Annotated in this window: 20 protein-coding genes; 10 read left to right on the top strand and 10 right to left on the bottom strand. The window is 48.1% G+C overall.

Annotated features, from left to right (window positions below):
* Positions 1 to 7: 7 nt before the first annotated feature.
* The 3 genes from LZP69_RS11930 to LZP69_RS11920 form a co-directional block, all read right to left on the bottom strand.
* Positions 8 to 1,417, bottom strand: a complete 1,410-nt coding sequence (locus LZP69_RS11930; RefSeq protein WP_234200824.1) for an ammonia-forming cytochrome c nitrite reductase subunit c552 — start codon at positions 1,415 to 1,417, stop codon at positions 8 to 10.
* Entirely contained in the window at positions 1,401 to 2,612 is a 1,212-nt protein-coding gene (locus tag LZP69_RS11925) for an NnrS family protein (protein ID WP_234200823.1), read from the bottom strand. The genes LZP69_RS11930 and LZP69_RS11925 overlap by 17 nt, the downstream gene beginning before the upstream one ends.
* 332 nt (positions 2,613 to 2,944) lie before the next feature.
* On the bottom strand, positions 2,945 to 4,411 hold the full coding sequence (locus LZP69_RS11920; protein ID WP_234200822.1) for a carbon starvation CstA family protein: 1,467 nt from the start codon (positions 4,409 to 4,411) through the stop codon (positions 2,945 to 2,947).
* A 378-nt stretch (positions 4,412 to 4,789) separates the two neighbouring features.
* On the opposite strand from LZP69_RS11920, the gene LZP69_RS11915 reads away from it, so the two are divergent.
* The 4 genes from LZP69_RS11915 to LZP69_RS11900 all read left to right on the top strand — a co-directional run bounded on the left by LZP69_RS11915 (position 4,790) and on the right by LZP69_RS11900 (position 9,702).
* Positions 4,790 to 5,530, top strand: a complete 741-nt coding sequence (locus LZP69_RS11915; RefSeq protein WP_234200821.1) for a sulfite exporter TauE/SafE family protein — start codon at positions 4,790 to 4,792, stop codon at positions 5,528 to 5,530.
* A 69-nt stretch (positions 5,531 to 5,599) separates the two neighbouring features.
* The gene (locus LZP69_RS11910) at positions 5,600 to 5,851 is read left to right on the top strand and encodes a DUF2999 family protein (protein WP_234200820.1); all 252 of its coding nucleotides are present in this window, start codon (positions 5,600 to 5,602) and stop codon (positions 5,849 to 5,851) included.
* Between the two features lie 212 nt (positions 5,852 to 6,063).
* Complete coding sequence (locus LZP69_RS11905; RefSeq protein ID WP_234200819.1) at positions 6,064 to 7,005, top strand: MBL fold metallo-hydrolase; 942 nt, start codon at positions 6,064 to 6,066, stop codon at positions 7,003 to 7,005.
* Positions 7,006 to 7,359: 354 nt separating this feature from the next.
* A complete protein-coding gene (locus LZP69_RS11900; RefSeq protein WP_234200818.1) occupies positions 7,360 to 9,702 on the top strand; it encodes a hypothetical protein in 2,343 nt (780 codons plus the stop codon).
* A 203-nt stretch (positions 9,703 to 9,905) separates the two neighbouring features.
* On the opposite strand, the gene LZP69_RS11895 is transcribed toward LZP69_RS11900, so the two are convergent.
* From LZP69_RS11895 to LZP69_RS11880, 4 genes are all read right to left on the bottom strand, one after another.
* Positions 9,906 to 10,310: a hypothetical protein gene (locus LZP69_RS11895; RefSeq protein ID WP_234200817.1), complete on the bottom strand. Its 405-nt coding sequence runs from the start codon at positions 10,308 to 10,310 to the stop codon at positions 9,906 to 9,908.
* Between the two features lie 107 nt (positions 10,311 to 10,417).
* Positions 10,418 to 11,719: a HipA domain-containing protein gene (locus LZP69_RS11890; protein ID WP_234200816.1), complete on the bottom strand. Its 1,302-nt coding sequence runs from the start codon at positions 11,717 to 11,719 to the stop codon at positions 10,418 to 10,420.
* A 2-nt stretch (positions 11,720 to 11,721) separates the two neighbouring features.
* On the bottom strand, positions 11,722 to 11,958 hold the full coding sequence (locus LZP69_RS11885; RefSeq protein ID WP_234200815.1) for a helix-turn-helix domain-containing protein: 237 nt from the start codon (positions 11,956 to 11,958) through the stop codon (positions 11,722 to 11,724).
* A gap of 468 nt (positions 11,959 to 12,426) precedes the next feature.
* Entirely contained in the window at positions 12,427 to 12,735 is a 309-nt protein-coding gene (locus LZP69_RS11880; RefSeq protein ID WP_234200814.1) for a hypothetical protein, read from the bottom strand.
* 124 nt (positions 12,736 to 12,859) lie between these two features.
* Here LZP69_RS11880 and LZP69_RS11875 point away from each other — a divergent pair, with 124 nt between their 5' ends.
* The 3 genes from LZP69_RS11875 to LZP69_RS11865 all read left to right on the top strand — a co-directional run bounded on the left by LZP69_RS11875 (position 12,860) and on the right by LZP69_RS11865 (position 14,589).
* Positions 12,860 to 13,588: an endonuclease NucS domain-containing protein gene (locus LZP69_RS11875; RefSeq protein ID WP_234200813.1), complete on the top strand. Its 729-nt coding sequence runs from the start codon at positions 12,860 to 12,862 to the stop codon at positions 13,586 to 13,588.
* A gap of 95 nt (positions 13,589 to 13,683) precedes the next feature.
* On the top strand, positions 13,684 to 14,223 hold the full coding sequence (locus LZP69_RS11870) for a HEPN domain-containing protein (protein ID WP_234200812.1): 540 nt from the start codon (positions 13,684 to 13,686) through the stop codon (positions 14,221 to 14,223).
* A 12-nt stretch (positions 14,224 to 14,235) separates the two neighbouring features.
* Complete coding sequence (locus LZP69_RS11865; RefSeq protein WP_234200811.1) at positions 14,236 to 14,589, top strand: hypothetical protein; 354 nt, start codon at positions 14,236 to 14,238, stop codon at positions 14,587 to 14,589.
* A gap of 687 nt (positions 14,590 to 15,276) precedes the next feature.
* On the opposite strand, the gene groL is transcribed toward LZP69_RS11865, so the two are convergent.
* Together groL and LZP69_RS11855 are read right to left on the bottom strand one after the other, a co-directional pair.
* Entirely contained in the window at positions 15,277 to 16,923 is a 1,647-nt protein-coding gene (gene groL, locus LZP69_RS11860; RefSeq protein ID WP_234200810.1) for a chaperonin GroEL, read from the bottom strand.
* Between the two features lie 52 nt (positions 16,924 to 16,975).
* Positions 16,976 to 17,266, bottom strand: coding sequence for a co-chaperone GroES (locus LZP69_RS11855; RefSeq protein WP_234200809.1), 291 nt, complete (start codon positions 17,264 to 17,266; stop codon positions 16,976 to 16,978).
* 220 nt (positions 17,267 to 17,486) lie between these two features.
* On the opposite strand from LZP69_RS11855, the gene LZP69_RS11850 reads away from it, so the two are divergent.
* From LZP69_RS11850 to LZP69_RS11840, 3 genes are all read left to right on the top strand, one after another.
* On the top strand, positions 17,487 to 18,854 hold the full coding sequence (locus LZP69_RS11850) for an MATE family efflux transporter (protein WP_234200808.1): 1,368 nt from the start codon (positions 17,487 to 17,489) through the stop codon (positions 18,852 to 18,854).
* Positions 18,851 to 19,540, top strand: coding sequence for a Qnr family pentapeptide repeat protein (locus tag LZP69_RS11845; RefSeq protein WP_234200807.1), 690 nt, complete (start codon positions 18,851 to 18,853; stop codon positions 19,538 to 19,540). The genes LZP69_RS11850 and LZP69_RS11845 overlap by 4 nt, the downstream gene beginning before the upstream one ends.
* Before the next feature lie 125 nt (positions 19,541 to 19,665).
* Positions 19,666 to 20,013 carry a hypothetical protein gene (locus LZP69_RS11840; protein WP_234200806.1) on the top strand — a complete coding sequence of 116 codons (348 nt, stop codon included), beginning with the start codon at positions 19,666 to 19,668 and terminating at the stop codon, positions 20,011 to 20,013.
* A 51-nt stretch (positions 20,014 to 20,064) separates the two neighbouring features.
* Here the strand turns inward: LZP69_RS11840 and LZP69_RS11835 are convergent, their stop codons facing one another.
* Entirely contained in the window at positions 20,065 to 20,370 is a 306-nt protein-coding gene (locus tag LZP69_RS11835) for a hypothetical protein (protein ID WP_234200805.1), read from the bottom strand.
* Positions 20,371 to 20,621: the final 251 nt, after the last annotated feature.

Below are 20,621 nucleotides of genomic sequence, written 5' to 3'. Positions count from 1 at the left end.
GCAAAGATTATTGATAGCCGTGACGACTCACCTCAGGCCAATGTTTATCCACCTCTTGTTCAATAAATGCCTGCTTCTCTTTGGTTAATTTTTCCACTTCTATCCCTACCGCCTTTTGCGCGCTCTCCTTAGTAGAGATATCGGGATAATTCACCTTAGACACCTTCAGCATACTCAAGATTTCTGCCAAAGCACTGCGCGCATAGGTGGCTTGCTCAATCGCCACATTAAGCAATGCTATTCCTTCCTGAGGATTATGGGCATATAAGCCATGAGATGACATGGCAAAATCCCAACGCCACTGGCTGTGGCGGATCGCCATAATGGCATCATTCATGATCGCCCAACTTGCGCCCGCATCCCAGGCTGCGCCCGCCTCATAATGGGCTTTGACCAAGAGTTGTTCGACCAGCCGCGCCTTGTCTTCTACCTCGGCCTTGTTGGTATCCAGTCTGGACACTAAGGCCTGCTTATCGCTGTGGCAGGCCTGACACGCCTGTTCATAGTTAGGTAGCGCCTGACCTATCTGATGGTTAGTAAAGGTTTTCCCTTTCTCATCGACGGACTCTGGCATATGGCAATCGATACAAGTCACCCCAGCCTTGGCATGAGCACTGCGACTCCAGTGTTCAAACTCTGGATGACGCGCCTTAACGATTGGGGTTCTGGAAATCGGATGGATCCACTCATAGAAACGACGGGTATCATAATATTTCTCGATCAGATCTGCCGTGCTGCCAAAGATCCAGGGAATATTGACTCGATTGCTGCGCTCGGGCTGAAAATAGTAGGTTACATGACATTGACCACACACCTGAGCGCCCTGCATATGGCGACTCTGTTCATCGAATGGTAGATGGATCTTGGCCATCGCCTCTTGGGCATGGGGACGAGGCAAGGTCAGCTTGGATGTTCCCTGTACATGGCAATCTGTACAATAGACGACGCTCTTCATCTCGGTGCCGAGATCGGTGAAGTTTTTTGCCGAGAAGCCTTCCACCCCCAACTCACCAATCAAACGAGGCACATCCGGCGACTTACAGGTCCAGCAACTGGCAGAGAGTCCCTTGGTGCCCTCGGCGGGGGCAACACCTGTGCGAAGGGTGTGAGTCACATCGGCGACCGCAAAATGGTGACCTCTGGGACTGTGATACTCTTTGGCATAGGAGGAGCCTGCCCATAACACGATTGCCGCAGGATAGCTAGCCAGCATATCTTTGCGCTCTGCTTGCTCGGATGTCGCCAGCCAAGACTGATACTGATCAGGATACTTTGCCTGCATCGCTTCCGGGCTGACATCTTCAGCCTGCAACACCAGGGGAGAAAATAACCCCAGCAAACCGGCCATGACTACAGATTTTTTCATCATCTCAATTTTCCACTTCTTCAAACTGCTTTCCTTAACCTGGGCGGCCATCGATACGGGGACGGGTTAAAATAGGCCCATAACAGATCACAAACCAACCAAAACCTAGGCTCCAACAACTGCCCGCCAGCCAGAGCCACAACTCGGCGTGGGCAGGCCACCAGAGCGGCATCAAGGCTCGAAACACAGCCGCCATGGCGATGGCGACAAAGGCCAGAGACATCTTAGGCCCCTGATAAATATTACGGCTGGTATGCCCAAGAGAGACACGGGAGATCATAGACAGACACAATCCAGCCATAGTGCCTATGGCAAACAGATGCAGCAGATGGCGATAGGCACTTTCATCGGCGATCTGCCAGGCTAACGCGCCTAGGGTCAGAGGCAAACACACATAAGCCAGATGCAATGACCACAACAAAGGTTCCTTTAGCGTCTTATGGGGATACCAACGTAACCAGCGGCCCAAATGCAACAGCGCCGCCGTTGCCAGCAAGATCTGTTCTGCCTCCAGAGGCATAAACTTCAACAAACCTTGCACTATTAACAGCAACATCACTCCTATCAAACTATAGTCCAAAAGCTTAATAGGTTCGGGCTTTGGCTGACCGATCCGCACTGCAGTGAAGAAAGGGATCACCCTACCGCCAACAATAGTGATCACTAAGCCCAACCACCACAGCATCCCCTGCCAAATCTGATGACTTAAAATGAAATCAAGCTGACTAAGGGCATAATAACTCAGTAAATTAATTAGCGCGGCAAACAGTAACATGATGGGGAAACCGATATTACGCCACTGTTTTACCTTGTAGATACAAGACCATAATTTGGCGGCACTCAGGAGTAAAAACAGCGTGTCGAACAGTGCTGGTAGCCACAATGGGATATCGAAAGGCGATAACAACATCAACCTTGCCAGTAACCAGCAGATGAAAGTAAACATGAGTGACCGGCCTTTCAAGCTGGGCTGGTTAGTCCAGGTCTGCACCGAGGTCAATAAGAAACCACACACTATGGCTAGGGCGAAACCAAACAGCATCTCGTGAGGATGCCACCATAGAGGCACTACCCTGACCCAGAACTGTTCCCTCAATAAACTAAACTCAGGCAGATACCAGGTCACCAACCACAGGGGAATATAGAGCGCCGCTAGGGTTGCACCGCCGAGAAAGAAGGGTCTGAAACCGAGTCGCCAGATCGCCGGTGTCCGTTCAACATCCTTAGGGTCGTCAATATTGAGCATGATTTCGCTCCCGATCACTTATCACAGACTGATATCAATCAGCTAGCCATTGCACTATCACTCGACTAAGCCGATTGGATTCATAACAATAAAAACTAAAACGTGCATATATAAAGCATGATTAGTCTACTCAGTCAGCCTAAGACAGACAACCGATATTGTTAAGCAGATAAATAAGTGTGAACTATGACGCTAAGATTCGCTATTTTATTGAATATAAATACCTATTTATGAGTATCAAAAAGAGTAGCGGCCTGCTCGCAGGCATAAAAAAGCCGACACCTGATTAGGGGTGTCGGCTTAAGTTAAAGCCTCAACTTGAGTGTTATGCCTTAAGCTGGCACTGCACGACGCTTCTTATCTGCGATAATCAAACCGACTAAACAGATAATCGCGGTCGCGATACCGATAGGATTGCTCAGAGAGAGCTCTAGACCCAGACCAATACCCGCGGTGGCGATATAGGAGATAGTCACTGCCGTACCCACAGTCGCCGGCAGACTCACGATCCAGTGGATAGTACCGCGGTCAAACAGATACTTAGTCGCCAACCACAATACGCTGGTCGACAGCAGCATGTTGGAGAAAGCAAAGTAACGCCATACCAGAGAGAAATCGATCTTAGTCATAAAGTAAGCGATAACCAGAATAGGCACAGCTAAGAACAAACGGTTACGGATACTTTGCGGGATCTTAAAGGCATCGATAATGGTCAGACGCAGAGAGCGGAACGCCGTATCACCAGAAGTGATAGGGAACACAGCCACGGCGATAATCGCCATTACACCACCCGCGACACCTAAGTAAGTGGTCGCTACCTGATTAACCACAAGACCTGGACCACCCGCATCTAAGATGCTCTTAAGTTCGGCGTAACCACCTGGGAAAGCCGCAATACCCGCAAGTGCCCACACACAGGCAACGATACCTTCTGACATCATGGCGCCGTAGTACACAGGACGCACATACTTCTCATTGGTCAGACAGCGCGCCATGATCGGAGCCTGGGTCGAGTGGAAACCACTGATAGCACCACAGGTGATAGTCACAAACAGCAGCGGCCACACAGGCAGACCGTTTGGATTAGGCTTAAGCAGCTCTTCGTGATAATGGCTGTGATCAAAATAAGCGAAAAAGTCATTCGCCACAGGCAGATGGGGAGCATTAAACAGCAGAGCCGCCGCAATCGACAACGTCATCACTATCATCAACAGACCAAACAGCGGATAAAGCTTAGTGATGATCTTATCGATAGGCAGTAGCGTCGCCAGGAAGTAGTAACCTAAGATCACTAACACCCAGAAGGTGTTGCTCGCAAGGATAGTGCCTTCAAACATATCCAGATTACTCAGTAATCCGGCAGGGCTCATGATAAATACCACACCCACGAAGAACAGCAGCATGGCGGTGAAAACCAGCATCAAACCTTTGAAATAGATGTTAAAGTAGTGACCGGCAATCTCGGGCAAGCTCTTACCATCTTCCTTGATACTCAGCACACCTGAGAAGTAATCGTGAACCGCACCGCCAATAATGTTACCCAAAACAATCCAGACTAAGGCAACCGGACCATATAAGGCACCTAGAATAGGACCAAAAATCGGCCCCACGCCCGCCACGTTCAGAAACTGGATCAGATACGCTTTTAAGGGATGAACTTCGACATAGTCGACGCCATCGTTGAATCTTGCTTGTGGAGTTTGTGCATTGGGATCAATACCGGCCTGACGTTCTACAAAGGGAGCGTAGAACTTAAACGCCAGCACCAATAGTGCAATACAGATAAAAAATATAAGCATTGTTATACCATCCGTCGGTTTTATGTTGGTTTTGTACTAGTTTTCGATTTTCTCTGACTCTGTTCAACCAAACAATTAACATTAGGTCGAATTGCCAAGACCCCATAAACCCTGTTAAAGTCTTAGCTAAGTCCGGCCACAAAACTCAAGCGTGACCTAGATCACAGACTACTACAGTCTCCCACCAAAGCAATAAATACTCATCAGACAGCCCCTGTTTTGCTAAATCAAAACGGAATAATACCCAACCAAGCGGCCTAAAGCCGGAATAATCGGCTATATCTGCCTTAAATTTTGCTATTTTTAATCAAGCCTAGGCGATCGCAGCACGCTGTGATAAACCTTGTTATATAAACATCTCTGTACAGTGGAGATTCAGTGTTAACCGATCCCCTATTCTGGCTGGTCGCCATTCCCGCCGTGTTGATCACAGGTATCTCAAAATCGGGCTTCGCCGGCGGCGCGGGCGGGCTTACTGTGCCGCTGCTGGCGCTGGCGGTCAGCCCCACCACGGCCGCGGCCCTGATGCTGCCGCTGCTGATCTTTATGGACATGCTCAGTGTGCGCTCCTGGTGGGGTGAGCAGAATAATCACCATCTCTTCATCCTGCTGCCCACCGCCATAGTGGGGATAGGGGTCGGCTATCTGCTGTTCGATAAATTAAATGAGGACTATCTGAAAGGGATCTTGGGCGCGATCGCCCTGCTCTTCGGTCTCTATGGCCTGGCGACTAATGGCCGCTTTAACAAGCCGCCCTCGCACCTGTTTGGTCTCATCTGTGGCACCCTCGCCGGTTTCACTAGCTTCGTCGCCCATGCAGGCGGGCCGCCACTCAACAGCTACCTGCTGCCGCTACGACTGCTGAAGCGGGAATATCTGGCCACCGCCGTGCTGTTTTTTGCCGTAGTGAATGCCGTCAAGCTCATCCCCTACAGCCTGCTGGGGCAGATCAATCTAACCAACCTGCAGGCCTCCTTAGTGCTGGCACCCATCGCCTATCTGGGGGTCAGGCTCGGACTTAAGATCCAGGACAAGATAGATGAACAGCGCTTTAAGCAGATCATCTTTGGCCTGATGATCATCATCGGGCTGCGATTGCTGTGGAACCTGTTTGACTAACAAAACTGGGCATGAGATGTGGTAAGATGCCTGCTCTTCACAGTCACCAGGTAAATTCAAGGTAGAGTAATGAACCCAATTATTGCCCTCTTAAAAGAGCATAACGTCAGCGACGAGAAAATTAACGAGCTGTTTCAGGCGCTCACAGACAACCCCTTGATGGCCATGGGGATTATTGGACAGCTGGGTATTCCACCAGAAAAACTGCAACAACTGATGGCGCTGGTAATGCAGAACCCAGCCCTGATTAAAGAAGCGGTAGTAGAACTAGGGTTAGACTACAACAAGGTTGAGGCCGCTAAGGCGCAGCTAGAACAATAAGTGATGCCGCTGCCAAGGTGAATGTTCGCATTGGCAGCGATACAACAGCTTTCACTTCGCTCCAAATTAACAAGCTCACCAGTATCTCCTGTCAGCAATCCACGTCAGTTCACATAAATCGCTATCTAAAGCTTTGTTAATCAACTGACAAGTCATTCTTCATCTTAGGCCCACTAGAATCTCGCTATCAAAACAATATCCGAGATTTAACCATGCAAGGTCGTCAATTTTTAAAAGAATGTACTGTACTAGGCACCAGCTTACCCTTGATTCATCTAGCACAAGCTGAACCATTTACCTCAGAAATCAACAACGGCATTTCGCCTGAGAACCCAAACTTCACTCCCGACCTGCAACAGATCAGAAAGCTTGCGCATGCCGTCCCTGGTGAATTACCGCAGCGTATCAACATAGTAAAAATTGCCAACACCTTCAGAAATGAAGATTTAGTCATGCAAGGCGGCGATCTGAATAAGAAGGTGACTCTGGCTCGCGCCGCCCATCAATTGGTTTACCCCAACGGCAGCATTATGATCGACAGTGGTATGGATGCCGTCACCCATGACTTCTTCGGTGCTAAGACAGACCCTTTCTATCAAGATCAGTTCGAGCGCTTAAATCAGGCACTGTTACAAGCCAACTTAATCGTCCTCAGTCACTATCATGCCGATCATGTGGCAGGGGTGGTACGCTCAAACCATTTCGACCAAATAGCCCATAAGGTCTTGCTGGCAAGCGATACCGCTGATTTGATGGTAAACCAACCACATAAAGCCTCCGTCGCCATCACTCAGAAAAAGGTCGATCGTTTTATCCAAGCCGATTTTGCCCGCTATTACCCTATCGCCCCAGGTATCGTTGCCATTAAGGCGCCAGGCCACACTCCTGACTCCAAGATGTTCTATATCAAACTGCAAAACGGCCAGGAGTTTCTGCACAGTGTCGATACCGGCTGGACCATGGATAATATCCGCCAGCAGAAGATGAAGAGCGCCCCTTGGGTCAAAGAAGATCAACAGGCCTTACAGGCGCAATACCACTGGATCAATCAGCTGGAGCGGGATCAGGCCAATATCATTCAGTTTAACAGCCATGATACACCGAACTATTTAATGCTGAAGCATCAGGGACACTTCGGTGATTTGGAAATTTAACCGCTGCCGACTTGTGATATTTCAATTTGTAAGGTACGCCTAAGCACCCGAATAATTCACCAAACACAAAAAGTGTCTCAAAAATGAGACACTTTGTGCAAAAAAACAATCTTTTTATAATTCATATATTTATTTGTAAAAGTGTTTCACTTAAGGTTGTGAACACTTCTAATAATTATTCGCAAAATATTTTGTATTTATAAATCAACGTCTTAATTTGCTGGCATGGTTAATGCTCCAAAATGGGGAGAGCCTTAATACGCTTCCCTATTTAGCTCACACTCCACCTCTTCGATAAACCGCTAAATAAGCGACGCTATTAACGCTTTAAGCGAGCAAAAATTGGAGGCTGCGATGAGTAAATCATTCAGATTTAAAGTAACGCCATTGCTGGCCAGCGGTATCATCACCCTGGCAGCCATTCCGTTTCTAGCAAATGCATTATCCGGTGCCATTTTCACCACCACCGAAGATGGTTCAATCGTCAACGAAAATGTGAGGTATCAAAGTAAATTAGATGTTTATTTAGATGGCGGGCCCAAAATAAATGCTCCCGCATCGGCTGCGGCACTGCCCGACGGCCACTACTATTTTCAGGTCACAGATCCCAGTGGTAAAGATCTCTTATCCAGTGACCATATCAGTTGCCGTGAGATTGTCATTACCAACGGGGTGATCACCGACTATCCCGGAGCATCCGGTAGCAATTATACCTACAGCAACAAAGACAAAGAATGGTCATCACAATCCTGCACAGAATATTCAGGCAATGGTAATAGCATTACTTATGTTCATGCCTTTAATAGCGATATCGACCATGGTGGCGCACCACTGAATGCAATGGTCATCCAGCTCTATCCCTATGACGACACGCCAAACAATGGCGGGGTCTATAAGGTATGGATCACTCCAGTCGATGAATATGATCCGGTGAATAATTTTGACCCGCTCGGTGGAAAATCCCAACAGGTCAATCAGGAAGGTTATCAAGCCGGTAACTTCCACGGATTTATTCCTCGTTTTTCTAAAACCGATAACTACAAGGTGAAAGAACGTAAACCCCAATACGGTATTATCGCCCTGCGTAACTACCACGATGCCAACCTCAACTGCCGACTCGACCCCGGTGAGAAATTTATCTGGCGCTGGGAATATGGGATTGAGGATGGTTTAGGCGTACGTAACCAAGACGTTACCGTCGATGAATCTAACGGCGACCCTAGCAGTATTTTAATGAAAGAGGCGCTGGGGATGTTAGATGAGCAGTGGATATTAGACCACTTCCACTGGACCAATGATGAGGATAAAAACCTCGATAGTCGCTACATTACCACCTCGGGCTATGTGCATCAGTATCAAGCCTTTATTGGCGATAACCTCGGCCCCGAAGACCCTGCACTTTGGGATGGTGACCAAGCCAGTGATTATATTCAACGTTTCTTGATGAAGATGGTGTGTTTAGATCAGGTAGACGATGACGGCCTTGGCCCACAAACCGCTAACGAGTTTGCCGGCTTTACACCTTCAGCGCTAGGTGTCACCTCGCAAACAGGTAGCGACCCACAAATTACCCTCACCTTAGGTGAAGTGGGTTTTGCCGATATCAAGGTCTCTAAAATCTTCGACACCAATAACAATGGTGTTGTCGACGAAGGCGAAATGGGCATTGAGAATTGGCCCGTTAGAATCAAATATGCGCCTACGCTGTTACAGTCCAATGGCGGTCCAATACCCGACACCATCAGCCCCACAGAAAACGCTGACCTTTATGATGAGATCATCACGCGCTTCAGTCCCAATGTGCCCTTAGGCGAGCCTTTACTGGTTAATGGTATCGCGACGCGAATGACCAAAGCAGACGGTACCCACACCTTTAAATTGTTACTGCCTAATGGCTATGGCGACGCCACCCTTACTCCATATCCGTCGGATTTCTATACCGTGGAAGAAGCCGGTGCGCTAGGCTGGATAGCAAGTTCACCGACGGCAATCGATTTCGATGTTCGCTCTGAAGCCAGTGGGAGCGAAGGTAGGTTAACGCCAATTGTTGGTAAAACCTATGAGAACAATAGCGATACACCAATCAATGAGATTGTGTTTACCAACCTGTGTTATAACGAGGTCGGTTTCGGTACTAAAGGTTATTGGCACAACAAGAATGGTCTGGGAAGGATAGAGGAAAGCTTTGTCACTGGTTATATCAACACCTTAGATCCGTACAATAGCGAAACCAGCTATTTCGGTGCGGGTGATGAGCCATTTGACGGTAAGTTCTCTGACAACACAGACGTCGCTCCAGCCTTTAATAACGATAAGATCACCGACGGCATATCTGCCGGAACGGGTACCATTAAAGCCGAGGTTTCACACTTCCTGATCGATTCCAATGCTGGCGGTGATCCCAGAGAGCAACTGGCTCAGCAATTACTCGCCTTCCTATTCAACATTGAATATAACCTCGGTGGCGATGCGGTATTAATGCTACCTGGTGGCGGCACTATTTCCACTGTCGACTTAGTCAGCGGGGCAATAAAGGCTTGGCAAGGCGTTAATGGATATGACCCTGAATATTACAAAACCTTACTCGATGCCTTTAATAATATGAAAGTGGGTGAAGGTGAAGGCGGGGTTAAATTTATCCCATCTAACCCAGAAAATTGCCCGGCAATACCAACAGAATTTACTGACATTCAGTAAATTCATATTCAATTAAGTCATACTTATCGGCATCTCATATTGGGATGCCGAGTTTTAATCAGTATCATAACTGCCTGCATCAGCCAAAAGGATTAGAAGGCAAATCAGATTGCTCAACAAACTGCTGGCCGCTGAAACACAAACGCCATGAGCACATGCGAAGCACTCATGGCGGTAATATCATTTCTCTCTAAGTCGACCGGTTAACGTACCCAGCGCATCAGCTGGTTGGCGTCTTTCACCGCAAACTGACGCTTAATCAGCTGACCTTGACCATCAAACAACAGTAATTCGGCCGCATTGGCATGATACTTAGCAATCAAGTGATCGCCTTCAGGCGTGCCTGGTCTGGCAAGCAGAAAGTGGACATTGTCTCCTAGGTGATCTCGTGCCTCATTCATCTGCTCAGTCTGAGCATGACTCGATGCCAGATTAGGATCATACACAAACACTAAGGCAGGCTTACCCGTGCCTATCTCCTCGTGGGTCGCCTTAAAGCCTTTGGGCATCATCATCACCAGCAATGTAAACAATACCACCACAGAGGCGATCACCCCCAGCGCAATCCAAGGCTTTTTAGTCGTCTTTTCTGAATCCTGTTTTCCCATCACCGCTCCCTCATCTTATTCTTAAAATGCAATTGACCCAGAAGTGTAGCCAAACTAGCTGAGGTGGAGATTAAAAAGGTGAACCAATACACTCTTGGTTGTTTGCATTATAAGGTGATAGTTTTGATTTCAGATGCGATACCCAAGTAGCGTTCACACCTTGCCAATAATTGTGACTGATATTTAGTAACAAAGATCTGCTCTTCGCTATTCAATTCATTGAGCATGGCGATCACACCATCTAATTCTTGTCTTATCTTAGTCACCATCTTAATTAAGCTATTAACTACTAAGGTTCTGGATAATCCTACCTCCTCGCTAAAAGCTGCTAACTGATAGGCATAAATCTTATTTGGATCAAATTCATCATCAATCGCCATAGCCAAATCTTGCTCAAAGTCCCCATATAAGGCGACGCAAACCAAATCATACCAAGGCGTGGGTTTCATCCCATTAGGGGTCATATAAAACGAGTAGTTTTTCCCATGAGCATCGGCATTACCACTCAGTAGATTAAACAAGGTCCACTGCAACATATCTAGCTTGGCCGCGGCTGGGTTAATGCATTGGCTCGCAAGTTCAAACAACCTTGGTAAACTCACGCCTTCACGAATATCCATGACATCTCGGCCGCTACCAAAGTTACGTTCATATTTCTTATTTACGCTAAATCCAAGTGCTTGACAGCTATCGATAATATGCCGCCTCTGCACCCGGTTTTCATCGACAACATATCGACGATCGAAACGTTCTACGCATAATGATTTGTGTCGGCCAAAACAACGGATCTCGACATTGGCAACATTCATGGATAGCGCCTTAGCCAAACGCATAGTTAAAAACTCATTGATAACGAGATGCGGATGTTTTTCAAACTTCAAGATATGAGTCGACGACAAGGCACCTTCGCCAAAACCAAATTCTTCGCCGTTAAAAAAGAGGTTTAACTTCGACTGAACTCCTGCCACCGACAACCTGGGCTTAGCATCCCAAATCTCCATCGGCCAGAACTCAGGGTCTTCCAGTCGCTGAATGATCTCATCATTACTGATTGGCCTGAACCTTGTCGGCCCAAATGTTGCCCTCTTAGCAGCAAAAACGATAGCACCCGCAGTATCAAGACCGATAGCACGGATAAGCGCAAAGGTATTTCCCCTTGCGACACCAAGCGACTCAATGAGGTAATCCAATCCCTTGTTTTCAGGCAGTAAATTAACCAGAAACATGGCAATCTGCACACTAGTACCAGAGCCATCAAAGGGGATCATAGGTGAGAGGGGGAAGCCATTTTGCCGCCAAGCTTGGGTGTAGCTCACGGCAAAATTCTCGGTGCTAGAGTTAAATGACAATTCACCAATAATCTGATCGCCAAGGAGCATATCTAAGACAAAGGTTGAGGATTCAGCCATGGCTAGTACCACTCACTTGAACCAGCATCCGGCTTTGACTCGACAGCCAGACTAATCCCTAGGCCATCAAGTATCTTAAATAGAGTAGAGACGTAGATATCTTCCCCCTTCTCAACACGGATCAGGGTTTTTTTAGTGACGCCACACAACATTGCCGCCACCTCTTGAGTCAGTGCAGCTTCCTTTCTGCGAGTTTTAATCAGTAATCCCAATGAATCTTGGGTCATCGAACGGCTCATAAGATCATCTTAAAGTGTACTTTACTACACTTTAGCTAGCCTCAACGCATAACTCAACAAAAAAAGTGGATGAAGATACACTTTTAGGGAGTAAATACAACTGATAGACATAAAAGTGTAATATAATACACTTTAATGCCTAAAAACTAAATTACAGATAACAAAGTGTCACTTGTTACACTTTTTTGAAATAACTCTGCTAAGCCAATCATCACCTATGACGCTACTCTGACAATAACCGTTGCCCTCTAAACATTAGCCAGTGGCTTGCTGTTATTACCTTGCTAGCTATTGCCTTGCGCGGCGGCGATATTGTAAGGTAGGTTTTTAGTGTTAAAACAAAATTTAATCGTTCGCCAAAGTTGTGAATGAATCTCAGGGATGGCGCCGCTCTTAAAGCGCAAGCATAAGGCAAGGATAGCTTTCAATACCTCACCTATAAACCACCTTCCCGATGATTTAACCAGCCTAAGCATCTTGATAAATTTGCACAATTTTTGACCTTGGATAAGGTTTTATCTGTGGTAGCCTGATAGCTTCAACCTTGTTTTTATTAGCATTAATTGGATTTGTCTCGCTCTGGAATAGCTTAGAATTTCGGGCGGTAGCTATCGCTTGTGGTAGGCATGACAGCCCTGATGCTGTTTTAATGCCTGATGCCAAGCTGCGCTTGGCTAAAGTCGTGGTGCTCCACACCACACCGGGATAAGGGGCAGTTTCGACAAGAAATTGCGTCCATGCAAAAGAGCCACCTCCCCATCCTTGGTTCGCGCTCATAAACGCTCTACGAGCAATTGCCCTTATCGATCCCCTCGCGACCCGCGACGAAGCGGAATTTGCGATGACTGAAACCCGTCCTTAAATTCTATATTCACAATCAATAGGGAATATTGGTGGCTCTATGAAATCAGAACTTTATAGAAATTGGCTTATGGCTCAAAACTATCAAGGTGGCACAATAACAGCCCAGATGCACAGAGCTGGAAGAGTCGAAGAACACTATGGAAATCTCGATGACCTTTACAAAGAAGATAGACTTGAGAGCTTAATTGCAACGCTAACCTATACCACTCAAGACCGCATGAGCAATAGGCCCAACGAAACCAAGATTCCATTCAATGGCAATGCATACAACAATTTAGCTTCTTACAGAGATGCTGTGAGACGCTACAAGCGATTCCTAGAAGATAACGAAGACTCTATAGATTTTGACTCAGTAAACGAGGAAATACATGAAACGACTTTCGACAATGAACCTCCTCAAACCATAGGGCTTGAAAAAGATATGCAGGCCGCCATTCGCCACAATATTGAGCAAGTAGAACTTGGCTTACGAATAACCGATGGTGGCAAAGAGCGTTCTGTGGAAACAGGTTTCATCGATATAACAGCCGAAGATGCTGAAAAAACTCCAGTCGTCATAGAACTGAAGACAGGTATCGCTGGTCAGCGAGCCGTCGCACAAATACTGAGTTACATGGGAAGTATTATGGATGAAGAGGAACGCGATGATGTAAGAGGTATTCTTATAGCCTCTGACTTTGACAAGAAAGCACACGCTGCTGCGAAAGTAATCCCTTCGCTAACTCTCATGCGTTACGAATTCTCCTTTCAGTTTTTTGCTGAGTAATCAGCAATTCTGGATGCCCTTACTTTCTCCAAACGCAATAAACCACAACCCTACAACCATAAGTAATGAATAATAAACTCCCTGAGAAATAGACCATGTCAGAATCCATAAAAACCTTTGAACGAGCGTTAAGCGATGCAGAGGCACTGCTCAAATGCTATGACGACTTAAACATCGATGTGGATAAGACTATCCCCCCACCTGAAGCATTAAAAAGAGCATCACTAATTCTGGTACTCACAGCATGGGAAACCTATGTTGAAGATATTGCTGTAGAGCTGTTTAACAATAAATTCAGCTCTATCAAAGGGTGTCAGATCGGTACTTTCATGGAGCGACAGTTCTCGGAAAAACTCAAAATGTTCCATAATCCAGACTCACAAAAAACCAAACACCTATTCTTTGAATTCTTTGGGGTAGATGTTACTTCTAGCTGGGTTTTCAACAACTACTCAACACCGAAAGAAGTTAGCACCATGCTGAACCAATGGATACGCAAACGTGGTGATGCGGTACATAGAGCACAAACAGATAAACAAACGACACACATTGTCAAACGTACGGACCTCGATAAATGCCTGTTCTTCTTTAGAACCCTGGTTAAGGCAACTGATAATTACCTTGCTCAAATTTAATAAGGATTTGATATGACCCGTTCAGAACGTGCAAGTCAGATATGGGCTGTTTTGGCTCTTGCCGCAAGCAACCGTCAATCATTGACATATGGAATCCTATCTAAGCTGACAGGCGTACCAGCTGCGGGCTTAGGTCAACTACTAGAGCCCATACAGTCGTATTGCCTAGTTCACGGCCTGCCACCATTAACCATTTTGGTGGTTCAGCAAGAATCAGGGCTTCCAGGCAGCGGTTTTACGGGCGCACAAGCCACCGAATATGCCAAAGACCAGATGAGAGTATTCAGCTTCGACTGGCTGGAGCACCGCAATCCACAACCGGAAAGACTTGAAGAAGCTGTACTGAAGCGCCCATCAAACGGCTAAGCGTATTGAGTTTTGGATGTCCCGACATTCTCATTATAAACACTTTCGAGTTTTCTATGGATTGGAGTAAAGCATCAAAGGTTGGTGGCCCTTCTGCGGTTATCACTTACGTTTTCTATAGCTTAATAAACTGTTTAATATCAAAATATTAGGTATTTAGAGTGTAGTGTTCAAGTTGAAATAGGCGAAACTAAGAAAGTCAGGACATCCACAACACTTACTACCGAGGATTGCACCAATCCCGCTCGAAGCGGCCGTAGGGCATAGGTGTCTGTTGCGTGGCCGAGGCATGGAGCCGAGACAGCGTCAGTCGAATCAGGGATGAGCGTCTGACGCGATAGCAAAAGGACACCTAATGCCCAAGGAGTCGTCCGCTTCGTTGCGGGTGTCCTTTGGGATGCAAGGGGCTTTGGACAAGCAAAGCCCCTTGCCCGGAGGCGGGCTGGAAGGCCGCGACTTTAGGCCGCTGCAAGCGGCTACCATTCATAGAAGTGGTTCCCGAAAAGCCCGGCAGTCATACCAATCCCAAACCACTCCCCCTGCAGAAACCTCTGAAATGGAAAAGGCCCGCGTCGATACGTGGGCCTTGTCCTTGGTATATAAAACTAAACCCAACTGAAGCTGGGTTTAGTTGTGGTATCAAAGAGACCAAGGCAACCGCCTTGATCAATCTGCGGCGGGTTAGATTTACATCATGCCCATTCCGCCCATACCGCCCATGCCGCCACCCATACCGCCCATATCTGGCGCAGAGTCTTGTGGCAGTTCACCCACCATAGCTTCTGTGGTGATCATCAAACCAGCGATAGAAGAGGCGAACTGTAGCGCACTACGGGTCACTTTAGTTGGGTCAAGGATACCCATCTCTAGCATGTCGCCGTAGGTGTCGTTACCTGCGTTGTAACCGTAGTTACCAGAGCCGTTCTTCACGTTGTTGGCAACTACAGAGGCTTCTTCACCTGCGTTGGTTGCGATTTGACGTAGCGGCGCTTCCATGGCGCGCAGTGCGATAGTCACACCGTGCTTCTGGTCTTCGTTAGCCACTTCAACTTCGCTAATCTTACTAGCAACGCGAACCAGAGCGACACCACCACCAGCAACCACACCTTCTTCAACGGCGGCGCGGGTCGCGTGCAGGGCATCTTCTACGCGGGCTTTCTTCTCTTTCATCTCGACTTCGGTCGCTGCACCGACTTTGATCACGGCAACACCGCCGGCCAGTTTCGCCATGCGCTCTTGCAGTTTCTCTTTGTCGTAGTCAGAGGTCGATTCTTCGGCCTGTACTTTAATCTGAGCTACACGGGCAGAGATCTGCTCTTGCTCGCCGTTACCGTCGATGATGGTAGTGTCATCTTTAGTGATAACTACGCGCTTAGCTGTACCTAAGTCTTCTAAGGTCGCTTTTTCAAGCTCAAGACCTATCTCTTCGGCAATTACAGTACCACCGGTCAGGATAGCGATATCCTGCAGCATAGCCTTACGACGGTCACCGAAACCTGGCGCCTTAACCGCAGCCACTTTCACGATACCGCGCATGTTGTTCACAACTAATGTTGCTAAGGCTTCGCCTTCAACATCTTCGGCTATCAGCAGCAGAGGCTTACCGGTTTTTGCCAGGCCTTCTAGGATAGGCAGCAGTTCGCGGATGTTAGAGATCTTCTTGTCAACCAAGAGGATATATGGGCTGTCCAGTTCAACACTGCCAGTTTCTGGCTTGTTGATGAAGTAAGGAGACAGGTAACCACGGTCGAACTGCATACCTTCAACTACGTCCAGTTCGTTTTCCAGCGCCTGACCTTCTTCAACTGTGATCACGCCTTCTTTACCGACGCGCTCCATGGCGGTAGCTATGATTTCACCGATTGACTCGTCAGAGTTTGCAGAGATAGTACCTACCTGGGCGATCGCCTTAGTGTCGGCACACTCTTGTGAGAGAGCTTTAAGCTCGGCAACGGCGGCCACAACGGCCTTGTCGATACCGCGCTTAAGATCCATTGGGTTCATGCCCGCAGCAACGGCTTTTAGACCTTCGGTTACGATAGCCTGAGCCAGAACTGTTGCAGTAGTGGTACCGTCACCAGCAGCGTCGTTGGCTTTAGAAGCAACTTCTTTCACCATCTGCGCGCCCATGTTTTCGAACTTGTCTTCAAGCTCGATCTCTTTTGCGACTGACACACCGTCTTTAGTGATCAGCGGCGCACCAAAACTTTTGTCTAATACGACGTTACGGCCTTTAGGGCCTAGGGTTACTTTTACTGCGTTAGCTAAGATATTTACGCCCGCTAGCATTTTTACGCGTGCGTCATTACCAAAAAGAACTTCTTTAGCTGCCATCTTCTGTATCCTTTTAAAAAAATAGGGTTAGCTGGAAAATTAACTCAGTGGATTATTCCACTACAGCCATCAGATCGGCTTCAGACAGGATCAACACCTCTTGGCCGTCGATCTTCTCTTTCTTCGTGCCGTAACCTTCGTTGAAGATCACTATGTCACCTACTTTTACGTCGAGAGGCTGAACCGTGCCGTTTTCAAGAATTCGGCCATTGCCTACTGCAAGGACTTCACCACGACTTGACTGTTCTGCGGCGCTACCTGTCAGCACAATGCCACCGGCAGATTTTGATTCAACTTCAGAACGCTTAACGATGACGCGGTCATGTAATGGACGAATATTCATCTATGAACTCTCCTAAAGATTTTTGCCCAACATCAAGTTGGCGGATTATCGAATTATTACGACAATGAGCTTATGTCGTCGATGTTTGCTATATGGGGTCATCGAGGTCAGATTCAAGGGCTTTACAAAAAAAATTTTAAAATTTTAACTCGGGTTTATTAAAGCTAGGTCAATCCTGATAGAATTGCCCTCTTGTATAAATGAAAGCCTGCCAGAGTTAATGAGAAACAGATACGGGATCCTAACCCAACCTATCGGCCAAGTGCTGCTAAGAATGAGTCTGCCTAACCTGGTTGGTATCCTGACAGTTCTCGGTTTTAGTCTGGTCGATACTTTTTTTATCAGTCAGTTGGGTACCGAATCCCTGGCGGCCATCAGTTTTACTTTTCCAGTCACTCTTATCATCTCTAGCCTGGCGATAGGCATAGGCGCTGGGGTGTCGACCAATCTGGCCAGACTCATAGGCAGCGGCAACGGCGAAAAGGCCAAGGTCTTTCTGCACGATGCTCTTATCCTCACAGTCACACTGATCAGCGCGCTCTGTATCATAGGCAGCCTGTTTATCACGCCGCTTTTCGGTCTGCTCGGTGCCAACCAGCACAGTTTGCCGCTGATCCACGACTATATGAGCATCTGGTATTTTGGGGCGCCGCTCTTGGTGCTGCTTATGATAGGCAATCAGGGACTGCGCGCTACAGGAGATACGGGCTCGCCAGCCAAGATCATGGCCCTGGCCTCCTTAATCAATCTGGTGCTGGATCCCCTGCTTATCTTCGGTATCGGCCCCTTCCCTCGCCTGGAAATTGAGGGCGCGGCCATCGCCTCGCTTATCTCCTGGCTGGTTGCTTTGTCACTCTCAGGTTACCTGCTGATCATTAAATATAAGCTGATCCACTTGGTCGGCCTCAATGTCGACAGGATGCGCAGCAACTGGCGACAGCTGGCTCATATCGCTCAGCCTGCGGCCCTGATGAATCTGCTTAACCCTCTGGCCAATGCGGCCATGATGGCCATGCTGGCGCGTATCGATCACGGCGCCGTCGCCGCCTTTGGTGCGGGCACGCGTTTAGAATCTGTACTCTTGATTGTAGTGATGGCCTTAGGTTCTAGCCTAGTTCCCTTTATCGCCCAGAACCTGGGGGCGGGTCAGACTGAGCGTGCCCACAGGGCGCTGATGTTGTCGCTGCGTTTTGTGCTGGTATTTCAGACCTTGCTCTATCTGCCGCTGCTGTTTCTCGCCCCGACCATCGCCCGGCTGTTCAGCGACGATCCCCAGGTGATCGAGTGGCTGAGTTTCTATATCATCGCCCTGCCTGCGGCTTATGGCCCGCTGGGGATAGTGATCATCATGGCGACGTCACTGAACGCCTATCACAGACCCATGAGTTCCTTGGTGCTCAATATCTGCCGTCTATTTCTTATCCTGCTGCCGCTGGCTGCCCTTGGATCCTATATCGGCGGCGTTAAGGGGCTACTGCTGGCGCTGCCCGTGACGAACACCCTGATGGGGATCGCCTGTTATTTTCTGGCCAGCCGCATTAGCGAAGGCAAACGCGCCGCACTGCACGCCCAGCGGATCCGTAAATGATTAGCATCACAAGCGAGTATTATGTAGACCATGATTTCAGCGGCGAAGATCTGCAGGATCACCACTTTAGTGATTGTCACTTTTACCGCTGTAATTTCAGCCGATGCGAACTCACCGACAGCCTGTTTGAACGCTGCCAGTTTTTACAAACAGGCGAGCCTGGACGTGACGAGCCTGGACGTGAAGAGCTTAGCGGCTGCGATTTTAGCTATGCCACACTCACCAACTGCCAGTTCAAGGCATGCAACTTAAGCCTGAGTCAGTTCACCGGTAGCCGCTGCTTCGGCGCAGAGTTTCACGCCTGTAACCTCAAAGGCAGCGATTTTCAGCGCGCCAGTTTCAGCAACTACATCTCACAGAAGCACTATTTTTGCAGCGGTGCGATAAAAGAGAGCAATCTAAGTTACGCCAACCTAGGCGGCCTGCTGCTCGAAGAGTGTGAGCTAACAGACAACCGTTGGAGCGGAGCGGATTTACGCGGTGCATCCCTTCGCGGCGCAAACCTCAGCGGCGGCGAATTCTCGCCCGAGCAGTGGGGTTGTTTCGATCTCAGAGGCGCAGATCTCACCCGAGTGGAGCTAAGTGAGCTAGATCCCAGGACGGTCGCCCTCGATGGCGTGATCATCAGTCATTGGCAGCAGAGTCAGCTGCTTGAAACCCTGGGCTTAATCATCACCTCAGATTAATTGTGTTTCATTCAGCCTCTTGTGGCTGTTCTCCAGACTCACTTTAAGATAAGTTTCCAATTAACTGTTCCTTCTTATTAGCCATACCGTCGAATTAGCCATGCCGTCGAGGCCAAGGGAGTCCCATGAACAAAGCCGTTATCGCCGCCCTGCTCTCAGCCTTTGTCTGTCCTGGCAGTGGCCACTTCTATTTAAAGCGTCCCAACATGGGCACCCTGCTCTCGGGCATCAGCCTGTCAGGGCTGGTCTATCTGCTCTTTAAAGCTGTCGAGCGGGCACAGGCGATATCCGATCGCATCCTCGCTGGCGAGATCCCGCTGGATTTCACCCTCATCTATCAGCAGATCACTCAAACTCCCCCTGGCAGCGATACCCTTTGGATCAACCTGGCCACCTTGGCCTTTATCGCCGCCTGGGTGGTCGGCATACTCGATGCTTATCGTATCGGCAGGCAAGCGGACCAAGAAAAATAAGAAAAAAAGGGCACCACAGGCGCCCTCTTTCAATGACTCTCTCTTTTATTTTTAGCTGGCGCCACGCGCCGCATCGGTTTTAGAAAAGTCATGTTGGCTCGAATCGAGCCTGGTTTCGCCGCTTGAGACGGCATCGTTATCGCTAAAATTGTACTGGCTATTGGCCGCCGTCGTCTTAGAAAAATCATGACGAGTGGTACGCTGCATCTGGAAGTTATATTGTGCAGGTTGATTATCGCTGAAGCGATAATCCGATTGAGCGGCTCGGGTTTTTGAAAAATCCGGCCTCTCAGCTAAAGCGGGGGCTGAGACGAGTACAACAGAAATAACGAGGGTCGCGCTGGTTAATAGATTCATAAATGAACTCCAATCTTCTTGACCACAATCTTTGTTGAGCAAACTCTTGTTGAGCAAAGAGCTCTCCGATACTAACCCAAGGGGGTGGGTATGTGAATCAGCACACAGAATTGGCTGATGTGCCATTGTAAAACCAGCAGAACAGAAAGTCGCAAGTATATGAAAAATATCAATAAAAATCTCTTGTGAAAAGCGCCTGCAAAAAACTACATAAAAAGAGAAAGAGAGAGAAAGCGCTGTAAAAAAGCCCC

It is taken from the genome of Shewanella sp. AS1 (genome assembly GCF_021412565.1).
GTDB lineage: Bacteria > Pseudomonadota > Gammaproteobacteria > Enterobacterales > Shewanellaceae > Shewanella.
This window is presented reverse-complemented; position numbering and strand designations above follow the sequence as displayed.